This window comes from Streptomyces niveiscabiei (assembly GCF_001419795.1).
Lineage (GTDB): Bacteria > Actinomycetota > Actinomycetes > Streptomycetales > Streptomycetaceae > Streptomyces > Streptomyces niveiscabiei.
In genome coordinates, this window is sequence record NZ_LIRL01000340.1 from 1 (window position 1) to 14,002 (window position 14,002).

Sequence of the window (14,002 nt, forward strand, 5' to 3'; positions counted from 1 at the left end):
TCTGGGGGAGCGTCAGGCGCGCGCGCTGCGGGCCGAACTCCTCGCGCCCGCGCCTGACGCTCCCCCAGAAAGGCCAGTTCGTCCTTGTCGTCGGTCCCTATGACGTCGAGCCGCAGCTTCGCGACGCCCGCCACGCGCGCGAGGAGCGGCTGGGAGATGTCGATCGCCTGCACCCGTTCCAGCCGGATGTGCGCGGTACGCCGGAACACCAGCCCCGTACGGATGCGCAGTTCGGTGTCGGTCACCGAGAAGTGCGTGAACCACCAGCTGAGGAACCCGTACAGCGCGGACGCGGGGACGACGACGGCGATGGCGATCAGCAGGGTCGTCGACGTCAGCCGGGTGAGCTGTTCCTGCGCCTGGCCGGGATCGTGGACGGCCCAGCCGGCGAGGACGGCGACCGGCGCCCACGCGCGCCGGAACGGCGTCACGGGGTGCAGCCGGTGCTCGACGACCGGCGGCGCCTCGCCGGGCGGCGCGGCCTCCAGGCGTACGCCGTCCTGCGCGTCCGGCGTCGTCACAGCCCCGCCGATCGGGCCTCGCCCAGCTCGGTGAGCCGGTCGCGCAGCCGTTCCGCCTCGGCCGGGTCGAGCCCGGGGATGGTCGCGTCGGTCGCGGCGGCGGCCGTGTGCAACTGGACGCTGGAGAGCCCGAAGTACCGCTCGACGGGCCCGGAGGTGACCTCCACGAGCTGCATCCGCCCGTACGGCACGACGGTCTCCTCGCGCCACAGCACGCCCCGGCTGATCAGCAGGTCGTCGGCGCGCTCGGTGTACCGCCAGGACCGCCAGTTGCGGCCGAGCAGCACCCACCCCCAGACGGTGAGGGCCACCGGCGCGACCGCGCACAGCGCCCACGCGGGGGCGACGAAAAGCCACAGGCACACCCCCAGGGCGATCGAGGCACCCCCCAGCCACACCACCAGCAACAGCCGTCGCATCCGCAGCAGTCCCGGCGGAAGGCCGGTCCACACCGGCTCCGCCCCCACGCTCTCGGCGCCCCGCGCGCTCCCCGTCTCCATGCCGCCAGCGTACGTAGGGGAGACTGGAACCATGACTCCTACGACGGAGACCACGGTCGGGATCGGCGGGGCGGCGGAGAGCACCGACATGGTGCTGAACATCGGCCCGCAGCACCCCTCCACGCACGGTGTGCTCAGGCTGCGGCTGGTGCTGGACGGCGAGCGGATCGTCCACGCGGAGCCCGTCATCGGGTACATGCACCGGGGCGCGGAGAAGCTCTTCGAGGCCCGTGACTACCGTCAGATCATCATGCTGGCGAACCGGCACGACTGGCTGTCGGCGTTCTCCAACGAGCTGGGTGTCGTGCTCGCCGTGGAGCGCATGCTCGGCATGGAGGTCCCCGCGCGCGCGGTGTGGACGCGCACGCTCCTCGCGGAGCTGAACCGGGTCCTCAACCACCTGATGTTCCTTGGCTCGTATCCGCTGGAACTCGGCGGGATCACGCCGGTGTTCTACGCGTTCCGCGAGCGCGAGGTCCTCCAGAACGTGATGGAGGAGGTCTCCGGCGGGCGCATGCACTACATGTTCAACCGGGTCGGCGGCCTCAAGGAGGACCTCCCCGCCGGCTGGACCTCCCGCGCGCGTGCGGCGGTCGCCGCCGTCCGCTCCCGGATGGACGTCTTCGACGACCTGGTCCTCGGCAACGAGATCTTCCGGGGCCGCACGCGTGGGGTGGGCGTCCTGTCGGCCGACGCCGTGCACGCGTACGGCGTGAGCGGGCCCATCGCGCGCGCGTCGGGCGTCGACCTCGACCTGCGCCGCGACGAGCCCTATCTCGCGTACGGGGACCTCCAGGACGTCCTCAGGGTCGTCACCCGGCAGGAGGGCGACTGCCTCGCCCGCTTCGAGTCCCTCCTGGAGCAGACGCACAACGCGCTCGCCCTCGCGGACGCCTGCCTGGACCGCATCGCGGACCTCCCGCCCGGCCCGATCAACCAGCGCCTCCCGAAGGTCCTCAAGGCCCCCGAGGGCCACACCTACGCCTGGACCGAGAACCCCCTCGGCATCAACGGCTACTACCTCGTCAGCAAGGGCGAGAAGACCCCGTACCGGCTCAAGCTGCGCTCCGCGTCGTACAACAACATCCAGGCGCTGACGGAGCTGCTGCCGGGGACTCTGGTCGCGGACATGGTGGCGATCCTGGGGTCGATGTTCTTCGTCGTGGGGGACATCGACAAGTGAGCGGGATCGGCAGGTGAGCGGGCCGGGAATCCCGACCGACGCTCCCTAGAGGGCGAGCGGGTCCGGAATGCCGACCGGCTGCACGAGCCACCCGAAGTCGCCCAGCCCGCCCGGCGCGGTGAGTTCGGCGGCCTCCCCGACGGCCGCCAGCGCGCGCACGTACGCGGAGGGGTCGGTGGACGCCAGCGCGAGGGGCGGCCGTACGCCGGTGACGCCCAGGGCGCGCAGCGCGGCCCGCTGGGTGTGCAGGCCCGCCGGTACGGGTACGGCGTCCGCGCACGCGTCCAGTGCCACATGCGCCGTGATGTCGCACGTCCCGTCCGGCGCCGGTACGACCTCGCGCCCCGCGCGGAACCCGGTGAGCGTCCCGAAGGGCGGCCGGGAGTCCCGCGCGTGCGCGTAGTCGACCGCCACGGCGAGCCCCCGCTCGACGCGGGCGACGGCGGACGCCCAGGCGCGGTCGCGCGGGAGGCCGATCTCCGCGCGCAGTCCCTCCCCGGTGTCCAGCGGCCACCAGCGCGCCAGCCACTCGGCGTCCTCGCCGGACACGGGCGGGCCGAGGCGCTCGGTGCCGTCGGGGCCGACGAGGACGACGCGGGGGACCCCGCCGGCGTCCGTCTCGACGACGTCCAGGGGCACGTTGTCCAGCCACTCGTTGGCGAACAGGAGCCCGGTGACGCCGCGCGGCGTCTCGGCGGTCCAGGTGATCCGCTCGTCCGTCCCGGCGGGCCGCCCGGCGATCTCGACGGCCCACGCGCGCGTGCGCGCCGCGACGTCGTACGGCAGAGCCGCCAGCACGCCCGTCACCAGTTCGCCCCGGCCGGCGCCGACGTCCACGAAGTCCAGCGTCTCCGGTCGGCCGAGCGCCTCGTCGACCCGGGTGAGCAGCGCGGCCACGGAGCGGGCGTAGAGCGCCGAGGCGTGGACGGAGGTCCGGAAGTGACCGGCGGGGCCCTCGGGGCGCCGGTAGAAGCCCTCAGGGCCGTACAGGGCCCTCTGGGCGGCCGTCCGCCACCCGTGCCACGAGGCCGTCTCCACGCCTCTCACCTCCCCGGCCGTCCGCCCAGACTATGCGTACAGCTGATCACTCCCTCCACCTTGCGGAGTATGCGCGCGCTATGCGGATCGGTCCTCCGGTTGACCCACAGGGGCATCACGCATCCCTACGCTGGGTTACGTGCAGCGCCTCTACGACTTCTTCCGCAGGCACCCGACCGGGGTGGACGGCTTCTGGGCCGTGGTCCTCTTCGGCTTCGCCTTCGTCACGGAGACGGCGCGCCACGAGGTCGGGCGCACGAACTCCCTGCCGGTGGTGCTGCCGACGGTCGTCGCGCTGTGCCTGGTGATGACCCTGCGCAGGCGGATGCCGGAGGCCATGCTGGTGCTCGCGGCGGTCGCGGGCTGCGCGCAGCTCGTGCTGGGCGTGGGCGTCAACGTGGCGAACTTCGCGATGCTGATGATCGTCTACACGGTCGCGGCGGTCGGCGCCCGCTGGGCGTCGCGGGTGGCGCTCGCCATGGGCGTGTGCGCGGCGACGGCGGCGCAGCTGCGCTGGCCGGACGACGCGAGCGAGAGCGCCAACATTGTCACCGTCGTCTTCCTGACCGTGCCGTTCGTCCTCGCGTGGGTGCTGGGCGACTCGATGCGCACCCGGCGCGCGTACCTCGCGCAGCTGGAGGAGCGCGCCGCCCGTCTGGAGCGCGAGCGCGAGGCGCAGGCGAAGGTCGCCGTCGCCGCCGAACGCGCGCGCATCGCGCGCGAGCTGCACGACGTGGTCGCGCACAACGTGTCCGTGATGGTCGTCCAGGCCGACGGCGCCGCGTACGTCCTGGACGCCGCCCCGGACCAGGCGAAGAAGGCGCTGGAGACCATCTCGTCGACCGGCCGCCAGGCGCTCGCGGAGATGCGCCGCCTGCTGGGCGTCCTGCGCACCGGGGAGCACCGGGAGGGCGGCGAGTACGTCCCGCAGCCGGACGTCGAGCAGATCGAGGACCTGGTCCAGCAGTGCCGGGGGTCCGGGCTGCCCGTCGACTTCAAGGTCGAGGGGACCGCGCGCGCCCTGCCGAGCGGCGTCGAGCTGACCGCGTACCGCATCGTCCAGGAGGCGCTGACCAACACGCGCAAGCACGGCGGCCCGAACGTGGGCGCCAGCGTGCGGCTGGTCTACTTCGACGACGGCCTCGGCCTGCTCGTCGAGGACGACGGCAAGGGCGCTCCGCACGAGCTGTACGAGGAGGGCGGCGCCGACGGGCAGGGGCACGGACTGATCGGCATGCGCGAGCGCGTCGGTATGGTCGGCGGGACCCTGGACGCCGGTCCGCGCCCCGGAGGAGGCTTCCGCATCAGCGTGCTGCTCCCGCTCAAACCGGCGCACTGACACGCTCTGCTGACACCTGTCACGAACGCCCCGGCACGAACGCCCCGACACGAACGCATGGACATGGAAACGGAAGAGGACCCGATGACGATCCGCGTGATGCTCGTCGACGACCAGGTGCTGCTGCGCACCGGGTTCCGGATGGTGCTCGCCGCCCAGCCGGACATGGAGGTCGTCGCGGAGGCGGGCGACGGGGTCGAGGCGCTCCAGGTGGTGCGGTCCACGGAGGTCGACGTCGTCCTCATGGACGTACGGATGCCGAAGCTGGACGGCGTGGAGGCCACCCGGCGCATCTGCGAGGAGCCCGACCCGCCGAAGGTGCTCATCCTGACGACGTTCGACCTCGACGAGTACGCGTTCTCCGGGCTGAAGGCGGGCGCCTCCGGGTTCATGCTGAAGGACGTGCCCCCGGGGGAGCTGCTCGCCGCGATCCGCTCCGTGCACAGCGGTGACGCGGTCGTCGCCCCCTCCACGACCCGCCGCCTCCTCGACCGGTTCGCGCCGATGCTGCCCAGCTCCGGGCGCGCCCCCGAGCACAAGGAGCTGGAGCGCCTCACGGAGCGCGAGCGCGAGGTGATGATCCTCGTCGCCCAGGGCCTGTCCAACGGGGAGATCGCCGCCCGGCTGGTGCTGTCCGAGGCGACCGTCAAGACGCACGTCGGGCGCATCCTCACCAAGCTGGGCCTGCGCGACCGCGTGCAGGTCGTCGTCCTCGCCTACGAGACGGGCCTCGTGCGCGCGGGCGGGGGCCACGCCTGAGGGCGCCCGCCCTAGCGGAGGATGCCCTCCAGGAAGTCGCTGCCCAGGCGGGCCACCAGGGCGACGTCCAGCTGGTGCAGGACGTATCTGCCGCGCCGGCGGGTCGTGATGAGGCCGGCCTTCTTGAGGGCGGCGAGGTGGCGGGAGATCTCCGGCGCGGACATGGTGTGGATGCGGGCGAGTTCCGTCGTCGTGTACGCGCTGCGCGCGAGGTTGCGGCACAGCTGCATGCGCACGGGGTGGGACAGCGCGTTCATCCGCAGAGTGAGCAGTTCGACCGAGGGCACCCGGTCCGGGGCCGGGGAGTGCGCGGGGTAGTGCAGCAGGGGGCGCCAGCCCTCGCGGTGCAGGACGTTCAGGTGCGGGCGGCCCAGGCTCGTCGGGATCAGCAGCAGACCGGCCTCCCGCGCGGACGTACGGCTCTCGACGAGCTTGTCGACGACGATCCGCCCGCGCTCCTCGTCGAGCCGTACGGCGGGGGAGACCGCGGCGAACGCCTCCGCGGGCCCGCGCCGGTGCAGCACTTGCGTCTTGTGCCGGGCGTCGGCCGCGAGCTGGTGGCTCAGCCGCTCCCAGGTCTCCGCGAAGAACGCCTCGTCGCAGTCCTCCAGGAAGCGCCGCAGCCACGCGCGCACGCCGGGCGGGTCGTCGAGCAGCCGCCGCGCGAACGCCAGCTGCCGGGGCCCGCGCGAGGCGGCGAGGTCCAGGACGCGGGCCCGCAGGACGGGGTCCGCGAGGACGCCCGGCGCCGGGCAGTCGCACGCGGGGCACGCGAACTCCAGCGCCGCGTCCACGAACTGGTCGTCCGGCAGCTTGTCCAGCAGCGCCAGATCCTCCGCGAGGGTCTCCCCGGGCAGCGCGCCCGGCACGCCCGCGCAGGCGAGGAACAGGTCCGAGAACACCGTCCGCCACAGGAAGTCCGCCTCGCACATCCGGTCGGCGAGATGCGGGTCGAGCGCCGCGAGGACGCTGCCCGTCCACCCCTGGATGCCCGGGTGGTGCCCCGGCTCCGACAGCGCGTGCAGCGCCATGCCGAGCTCGGCCAGCGGCGACGGGACGAAGGCCACCTGCTCGGGCCGGACCCCGGCGAAGTCGATGCTCACGCTCATGCGCCCATGGTGCACCCCGCCACCGACAACGCCCCCGCCGATTGACGAGGGCCGTCAATCGGCGGCCCCCTCGGGCAGCCGCGCCACGAACTCCGCGACCGCCCGCTTCACGTCCTCGACGCCCCACGCGAGGCCCGCCGCCCGCACGGAGACCTCCGTGTACGACACCCCGGGCCCCTTCTCGTCCCAGGGCGACGCGAACAGGAACGTGCCGGTCTCCTCGGACTGGCGCACCGCCGCCTCCGAGAGGGTGTCCGGGTCGTAGGGCAGCCAGAGCTGGAACTCGTGGGTGTGCGGCACCCGCGGGTGCACGCGGAACCACGGGACGCCCGCCTGCGCGAACCCCTCCCGCAGGGCGTCGGCCACCACGCGCGCGTGGGCGACGTACTCCGGCAGCCGGGGCAGCTCGCGGTCGAGGCCCGCCAGCGCGGTGAGGGCGGCGGGGAACTGGTGGAAGAGCGTGCCGCCGTAGCGGTGGCGCCATGCCGCGGCCTCCGCGACCAGCGTCCGCGGGCCCGCGAGGACGGCGCCGCTCAGCCCGTCGAGGGACTTGTACAGCGACACGTACACGCTGTCCGCGAGAGCGGCGATCTCCTCCAGGGGACGGCCGAAATGGGTGACCGACTCCCACAGGCGCGCGCCGTCGAAGTGCACCACCGCGTCGCGCTCGCGCGCGGCGGCCACCGTCGCCGTCAGCTCCTCCCAGGACGGCAGCACGAACCCGGCGTCCCGCAGCGGCAGCTCCAGCGCGAGCGTCCCGAACGGCTCCTCCGCCTCGCGCACCTCCTGCGGCGTCGGCAGCCGCGGCTCGTCCGTCAGGTGCACCGGCCGCAGCCCGGCGACCTGGCTGAGCGCGTCCCGCTCGTGCACCTCCACGTGGGACAGCGGATGCACGGCCACCGCGCGCACGCCGGTACGCCCCGCCCAGCACCGCAGCGCGACCTGCTGGGCCATCGTGCCGGTCGGGAAGAACGCGGCGGCCTCCATGCCCAGCAGACCCGCGACCCGCTCCTCCAGGGCGGCGACGACACCGTTGCCGTACACGTCCGCGCGCTCGTCGAGGTCGTACCCCTCGGCCGCCTCCGCGAGATGCGCCATGCGCTCGCGCAGGGAGGCGCGGTACGGGGGGCGGGACAGGATGTGCACGGCTTCGCGCTGGGCCGTCATGCGCCGCTCGCGCAGCTGCTCGGCGGGGGACTCGTCGGCCTGCGGGCCGGGCGTTGAGGTCATGCCCGGATCATGCCGTGCGGCGGCGGGCGGAGGCATCCGCAATATGCACAGCCTGTGGACAACCGGCCGCCCCGGAACAGATCGCGTTAACATGACGAGAAATCGTCCGGTACCCAGATGCGGACTGGAACGGGAAGGCCGCCGTCGCGTGACTACAGTGCACCAGCCAGACCCCAGGGACCGCCCCGCGCGGCTCACCGTCGGCGTCGTCGGCGCCGGCCGGGTGGGCCCCGCCCTCGCCGCGTCCCTCCAACTCGTCGGACACCGCCCGGTGGCCGTCTCCGGCGTCTCCGACGCCTCCCGCAAGCGCGCGGCCCTCCTGCTGCCCGACGTGCCCCTGACGACCCCCGAGGACGTCCTGGGCCGCGCCGACCTGGTCCTGCTGACCGTCCCGGACGACGCGCTGCCCGCCCTCGTGCAGGGCCTCGCCGACACCGGCGCGGTCCGCCCCGGCCAGCTCCTCGCGCACACGTCGGGCCGCTACGGCACGCGGGTCCTCGACCCCGCCCTGCGCGCGGGCGCCCTGCCGCTCGCCCTGCACCCGGCGATGACATTCACCGGCACGCCGGTCGACGTCCAGCGCCTCGCCGGCTGCTCCTTCGGCGTCACCGCCCCCGACGAACTGCGCCTGGCCGCCGAGGCCCTCGTCATCGAGATGGGCGGCGAGCCCGAGTGGATCGCCGAGGAGAACCGCCCGCTGTACCACGCCGCCCTCGCGCTGGGCGCCAACCACCTCGTCACGCTGGTCGCCCAGTCCATGGAGCTGCTGCGCGAGGCGGGCGTCGAGGCCCCCGACCGCATGCTCGGCCCGCTCCTGGGCGCCGCCCTGGACAACGCGCTGCGCTCCGGCGACGCCGCCCTCACCGGGCCGGTCGCGCGCGGGGACGCGGGCACGGTCGCCGCGCACGTCGGGGAACTGCGCAAGCACGCGCCCCAGACCGTCGCCGGCTACCTCGCGATGGCCCGCGCCACCGCCGACCGCGCGCTCGCGCACGGCCTGCTCAAGCCGGAGCTCGCGCAGGACCTGCTCGGGGTGCTGGCAGGCGGCGCCGGCCCGAACGGCACGCCCGGCATCGAAGGAGACGCCCGATGAGCCTCGCCCTGTTGCGCACCGCCGCGGAACTGGACGCCCGCGCGCGCGGCGGTCGCTCCGGCGCCGGCGCAGATGTCCCCGCCCGCACGCGCGCCGTCGTCATGACCATGGGCGCCCTCCACGACGGCCACGCCACCCTCGTCCGCGCCGCGCGCGAGATCGCCGGACCGGACGGCGAGGTCGTCGTCACCGTCTTCGTCAACCCCCTCCAGTTCGGCAAGGGCGAGGACCTCGACCGCTACCCGCGCACCCTCGACGCCGACCTGAAGATCGCCGAGGAGGCCGGCGCGGACGCCGTGTTCGCGCCCTCCGCCGACGAGGTCTACCCGGGCGGCGAACCCCAGGTCCGCATCAGCGCGGGCCCCATGGGCGAGCGCCTCGAAGGCGCCGTACGCCCGGGGCACTTCGACGGCATGCTGACGGTCGTCGCGAAGCTCCTGCACCTCACGCGCCCGGACGTGGCGCTGTTCGGCCAGAAGGACGCCCAGCAGCTCGCCCTGATCCGGCGCATGGTGCGCGACCTGAACTTCGGCGTGGACATCGTCGCCGTCCCGACGGTCCGCGAGGACGACGGCCTCGCGCTCTCCAGCCGCAACCGCTACCTCTCGCCCCAGGAACGCCGCACCGGACTCGCCCTCTCGCGCGCGCTGTTCGCGGGCCGCGACCGGCACGCCGCGCAGGAGGCCCTGCGCGCCCGCGCGCGAGAAGTGCCCGCCACACAGGCACGCGCGCAGGCGCTGAGCGCGATCGGCGAGTCCCGCGCGGCGGCCGACACGCATGCCGTCGCCCAGGCCGCCGCAGGGGCCGCGGGCATCCGCGCCGCCGCGCGCACGGTGCTCGACGAGGCAGCCCGCCTCGACCCGCCGCTCGCGCTGGACTACCTCGCGCTCGTCGACCCCGCCGACTTCACGGAGATCGGGAACGACTTCACCGGCGAGGCCGTCCTCGCCGTCGCCGCCCGGGTGGGGACGACCCGGCTGATCGACAACCTCCCGCTGACCTTCGGAGCCGCCTCGTGAGCACCACAGGCATACGCCCGCCCGCCGCAGACGCGCTGCGCGCCCGCCCGCGCCTGCACGCCCCGGCGCCCGGCTGGGCCGTCACCGCCGACGTCGTGGTCGTCGGCTCCGGCGTCGCCGGCCTGACCGCCGCCCTGCGCTGCGAGGCCGCCGGCCTGAACACGGTCGTCGTCACCAAGGCCCGCCTCGACGACGGCTCCACGCGCTGGGCGCAGGGCGGCATAGCGGCGGCCCTGGGCGAGGGCGACACCCCCGAGCAGCACCTCGACGACACCCTCGTCGCGGGCGCGGGCCTGTGCGACGAGAACGCCGTACGCATCCTCGTCACCGAGGGCCCCGACGCCGTACGGCGGCTCATCGCGACCGGCGCGCACTTCGACGAGTCCGCCGAGGGCGACCTGGAGCTCACGCGCGAGGGCGGCCACCACCGGCGGCGCATCGCGCACGCGGGCGGGGACGCGACCGGCGCGGAGATCTCCCGCGCACTCGTCGAGGCCGTCCGCGCGCGGGGCGTCCGCACGGTCGAGAACGCGCTCGTCCTGGACCTCCTGACCGACGCCGACGGCCGTACGGCGGGCGTGACCCTGCACGTGATGGGCGAGGGCCAGCACGACGGCGTGGGCGCCGTCCACGCGCCCGCGGTGGTCCTCGCGACCGGCGGCATGGGCCAGGTGTTCGCCGCGACGACCAACCCGTCCGTGTCGACCGGCGACGGTGTCGCGCTCGCCCTGCGCGCGGGCGCGGAGGTCAGCGACCTGGAGTTCGTCCAGTTCCACCCGACCGTGCTGTTCCTCGGCGCCGACGCGGAGGGACAGCAGCCGCTCGTCTCCGAGGCGGTGCGCGGCGAGGGCGCCCACCTGGTCGACGCGGACGGCGTGCGCTTCATGGTGGGCCAGCACGAACTGGGCGAGCTGGCGCCCCGGGACATCGTCGCCAAGGGCATCATGCGGCGCATGCAGGAGCTCGGCGCCGAGCACATGTACCTCGACGCCCGGCACTTCGGCGCGGACATGTGGGAACACCGGTTCCCGACGATCCTGGCCGCCTGCCGCGCGCACGGCATCGACCCCGTCCAGGAGCCCATCCCGGTCGCCCCGGCCGCCCACTACGCCTCCGGGGGCGTGCGGACGGACGCCCGGGGCCGGACGACCGTACCGGGCCTGTACGCGTGCGGCGAGGTCGCCTGCACGGGCGTCCACGGCGCCAACCGGCTCGCCTCCAACTCGCTCCTGGAAGGGCTGGTCTACGCCGAGCGGATCGCCGCCGACATCGCCGAGGGCATCGCCGGGACCGGCCTCCCCGCGCGCGTGCCCGCGCCGGTCGACACCCCGCAGACCCCCGAGCACCCCCTCCTCGCCCCCGAGGAGCGGTTCACCATCCAGCGGATCATGAGCGACGGCGCGGGCGTCCTGCGCTCCGCGGCCTCCCTCCAGCAGGCCGCCGACCGGCTCGACGCCCTCCACGCGCACGCGCGCGGCGCCCTCGACGAGAACGGCAAGACCGCCGAGCCCGGCGTCGACACCTGGGAGGCCACCAACCTCCTGTGCGTCGCCCGCGTCCTGGTCGCCGCCGCGCGCCTGCGCGAGGAGACCCGCGGCTGCCACTGGCGCGAGGACCACGCCGACCGCGACGACGACGCCTGGCGCCGTCACATCGTCGTACGGCTGAACCCGGACCGCTCGCTCGCCGTGCGCCCCACGGAGACCGCCGACTTCCCCCCGACCCAGCGTCCCCCGACCCAGCGTCCCCAGGAGCAGTGACCGAAGTGAGCAACGACCTTCCCCTCGTCGAGAGCGGCGGCTGCGGCGACGGCTGCGCGTGCGGAGCCGAGGGTGACGCCGAATACGCCGAACACGCTGAGTACCTGGAGTGCGGGCTCGACCCCGCGCTCGCCGACCTGCTCACCGACGCGGGGCTCGACCCCGTCGAGGTCGAGGACGTCGCGAACGTGGCGATCCAGGAGGACCTCGCGCACGGGGTGGACGTGACGACCGTCGCGACCATCCCCGAGGAGGCCGTCTCCACCGCCGACTTCGTCGCGCGCGAGGCGGGCGTCGTCGCGGGCCTGAGGGTCGCCGAGGCCGTCGTCTCCATCGTCTGCACGGACGAGTTCGAGGTCGAGCGGCACGTCGAGGACGGCGACCGGGTCGAGGCCGGGCAGACGCTGCTGTCGATCACCTCGCGCACGCGCGACCTGCTCACCGCCGAGCGCAGCGCCCTCAACCTGCTGTGCCGGCTGTCCGGGATCGCGACCGCCACGCGCGCGTGGGCCGACGCGCTGGAGGGCACGAACGCGCGCGTACGGGACACCCGCAAGACGACGCCGGGGCTGCGGTCCCTGGAGAAGTTCGCCGTGCGCTGCGGCGGGGGCGTCAACCACCGCATGTCGCTCTCCGACGCCGCGCTGGTGAAGGACAACCACGTCGTGGCCGCCGGGGGCGTCTCGCAGGCCTTCAAGGCCGTCCGCGAGGCATTCCCCGACGTCCCCGTCGAGGTCGAGGTCGACACCCTCCACCAGCTCCGTGAGGTCGTCGACGCGGGCGCCGACCTCATCCTGCTCGACAACTTCACGCCCGGTGAGTGCGCGGAGGCCGTCGGGATCGTCGGCGGGCGCGCGCTGCTGGAGGCGTCCGGGCGGCTCACGCTCGACAACGCGCGCGCGTACGCCGACACCGGCGTCGACTTCCTCGCCGTCGGCGCGCTCACCCACTCCTCGCCGATCCTCGACATCGGCCTCGATCTGCGTGAGGCGGAGTGAAGCGATGCTTCTGACGATCGACGTCGGCAACACGCACACCACCCTCGGCCTGTTCGACGGGGAGGAGATCGTCGAGCACTGGCGGATCTCCACGGACGCGCGCCGGACGGCCGACGAACTCGCCGTCCTCCTCCAAGGGCTGATGGGCATGCACCCCCTCCTCGGGGACGAGCTCGGCGACGGCATCGACGGGATCGCCATCTGCGCGACCGTCCCCTCGGTGCTGCACGAACTCCGTGAGGTCACCCGCAGGTACTACGGCGACGTCCCCGCCGTCCTCGTCGAACCCGGCGTCAAGACCGGTGTGCCGATCCTCACCGACAACCCCAAGGAGGTCGGCGCCGACCGCATCATCAACGCCGTCGCCGCCGTCGAGCTGTACGGGGGGCCCGCCGTCGTCGTCGACTTCGGGACGGCGACCACCTTCGACGCGGTGTCCGCGCGCGGGGAGTACGTCGGCGGCGTCATCGCCCCCGGCATCGAGATCTCCGTCGAGGCGCTCGGCGTCAAAGGGGCCCAGCTGCGCAAGATCGAGGTCGCGCGCCCGCGCAGTGTTATCGGCAAGAACACCGTCGAGGCCATGCAGTCCGGGATCGTCTACGGGTTCGCCGGGCAGGTCGACGGGGTCGTCCAGCGCATGACCCGCGAACTCGCCGCCGATCCCGAGGACGTCACGGTCATCGCGACGGGCGGCCTGGCGCCGATGGTCCTCGGCGAGGCGTCGGTGATCGACGAGCACGAGCCGTGGCTGACGCTGATCGGGCTGCGACTGGTGTACGAACGGAACGTCTCGCGGATGTGATCCGTACGCGCGGGGGGAGCGTTCCGGTGGGCGGGCTCGCGGGTCCCGGTCCGTCCGTCCCGTGTCCCCTCCCCCCTCCCCGCCGTTCTCCACGCGCGCGTGCCCGTGAGGTTCCTGTGGGCGAAAGGTTTCGCGCCACGCCTGACAGATATGTCGAATTTGTCTGATTAGCGCGTATCGTTGCCGCATGCCCACGCCATACGGATCCCGCGGCGGCATGGCGTTCGGTGCGGAGGAGCTGCGTGTGCTCCGTCGCGCTCTCGCCCTCGCCCTTCATCCCGGTCCCGCCTCGGCAGAGGACATCCAGGACTGTCATCGGCTGGCGACGTCTCTCGACGAGGCGCTGCGCGAGGCCGCTCGGTTGCGGACGTTCCTGGTGGCCGACCTCGTCCGGTACCGGGCGGCGCTGCCCGGTACGGCGGCCGGGTACCTGACGTTGCTGGAGGAGGTGCTGGGCACCGGGTACCGGCCCGAGCCGGACGACCTCGCCGCCCTGCGGGCCCTGCGGGGCAACCCGCTCGCGGCGACCCTCCTGAGCCGCTGCCAGGTGCTCGCCGAGCAGGACGTCCGCAGCCGGCTGGCCCGCAGGACGACCCGCCATGCCGTCCCCGCGCCGCTCACACCGACTCCGCCGGTCCCGCCCCCCCGTAC

General features: G+C 74.0%; 13 protein-coding genes and 1 pseudogene. 9 read left to right on the forward strand and 5 right to left on the reverse strand.

What is annotated here, in order from left to right; all coding sequences use genetic code 11:
• Both AOK24_RS17355 and AOK24_RS17360 read right to left on the reverse strand, forming a co-directional pair.
• Positions 1–521: PH domain-containing protein (locus tag AOK24_RS17355; protein ID WP_420876672.1), on the reverse strand; the 521-nt coding region annotated here is incomplete at its 3' end.
• Entirely contained in the window at positions 518–1,021 is a 504-nt protein-coding gene (locus AOK24_RS17360) for a PH domain-containing protein (protein ID WP_055720983.1), read from the reverse strand. The genes AOK24_RS17360 and AOK24_RS17355, both read right to left, overlap by 4 nt.
• 31 nt (positions 1,022–1,052) lie before the next feature.
• On the opposite strand from AOK24_RS17360, the gene AOK24_RS17365 reads away from it, so the two are divergent.
• On the forward strand, positions 1,053–2,204 hold the full coding sequence (locus tag AOK24_RS17365; RefSeq protein ID WP_055720984.1) for an NADH-quinone oxidoreductase subunit D: 1,152 nt from the start codon (positions 1,053–1,055) through the stop codon (positions 2,202–2,204).
• Between the two features lie 45 nt (positions 2,205–2,249).
• Here AOK24_RS17365 and AOK24_RS17370 read toward each other — a convergent pair whose 3' ends face one another.
• The gene (locus AOK24_RS17370) at positions 2,250–3,242 is read right to left on the reverse strand and encodes an SAM-dependent methyltransferase (RefSeq protein WP_055720985.1); all 993 of its coding nucleotides are present in this window, start codon (positions 3,240–3,242) and stop codon (positions 2,250–2,252) included.
• A 139-nt stretch (positions 3,243–3,381) separates the two neighbouring features.
• Here AOK24_RS17370 and AOK24_RS17375 point away from each other — a divergent pair, with 139 nt between their 5' ends.
• The gene (locus AOK24_RS17375; protein WP_055720986.1) at positions 3,382–4,581 is read left to right on the forward strand and encodes a sensor histidine kinase; all 1,200 of its coding nucleotides are present in this window, start codon (positions 3,382–3,384) and stop codon (positions 4,579–4,581) included.
• 84 nt (positions 4,582–4,665) lie between these two features.
• On the forward strand, positions 4,666–5,340 hold the full coding sequence (locus tag AOK24_RS17380; RefSeq protein ID WP_055720992.1) for a response regulator: 675 nt from the start codon (positions 4,666–4,668) through the stop codon (positions 5,338–5,340).
• An 11-nt stretch (positions 5,341–5,351) separates the two neighbouring features.
• Here AOK24_RS17380 and AOK24_RS17385 read toward each other — a convergent pair whose 3' ends face one another.
• Both AOK24_RS17385 and AOK24_RS17390 read right to left on the reverse strand, forming a co-directional pair.
• Positions 5,352–6,449: a DUF5937 family protein gene (locus tag AOK24_RS17385; protein ID WP_055720987.1), complete on the reverse strand. Its 1,098-nt coding sequence runs from the start codon at positions 6,447–6,449 to the stop codon at positions 5,352–5,354.
• 54 nt (positions 6,450–6,503) lie between these two features.
• Entirely contained in the window at positions 6,504–7,679 is a 1,176-nt protein-coding gene (locus AOK24_RS17390; protein ID WP_055720988.1) for a threonine aldolase family protein, read from the reverse strand.
• Between the two features lie 148 nt (positions 7,680–7,827).
• Between AOK24_RS17390 and AOK24_RS17395 the strand changes: the two genes are divergently transcribed.
• From AOK24_RS17395 to AOK24_RS17420, 6 genes and pseudogenes are all read left to right on the forward strand, one after another.
• Positions 7,828–8,772, forward strand: a complete 945-nt coding sequence (locus tag AOK24_RS17395) for a Rossmann-like and DUF2520 domain-containing protein (RefSeq protein WP_055720989.1) — start codon at positions 7,828–7,830, stop codon at positions 8,770–8,772.
• Complete coding sequence (panC, locus tag AOK24_RS17400; RefSeq protein WP_055720990.1) at positions 8,769–9,791, forward strand: pantoate--beta-alanine ligase; 1,023 nt, start codon at positions 8,769–8,771, stop codon at positions 9,789–9,791. The genes AOK24_RS17395 and panC overlap by 4 nt, the downstream gene beginning before the upstream one ends.
• A complete protein-coding gene (locus AOK24_RS17405; RefSeq protein ID WP_206191217.1) occupies positions 9,788–11,551 on the forward strand; it encodes an L-aspartate oxidase in 1,764 nt (587 codons plus the stop codon). The genes panC and AOK24_RS17405 overlap by 4 nt, the downstream gene beginning before the upstream one ends.
• On the forward strand, positions 11,548–12,549 hold the full coding sequence (gene nadC / locus AOK24_RS17410) for a carboxylating nicotinate-nucleotide diphosphorylase (protein WP_063799468.1): 1,002 nt from the start codon (positions 11,548–11,550) through the stop codon (positions 12,547–12,549). The genes AOK24_RS17405 and nadC overlap by 4 nt, the downstream gene beginning before the upstream one ends.
• Positions 12,550–12,553: 4 nt before the next feature.
• Positions 12,554–13,351: a type III pantothenate kinase gene (locus tag AOK24_RS17415; protein WP_055720991.1), complete on the forward strand. Its 798-nt coding sequence runs from the start codon at positions 12,554–12,556 to the stop codon at positions 13,349–13,351.
• A gap of 217 nt (positions 13,352–13,568) precedes the next feature.
• Positions 13,569–14,002 (forward strand): annotated as a pseudogene (locus AOK24_RS17420) (hypothetical protein); the annotation flags it as partial.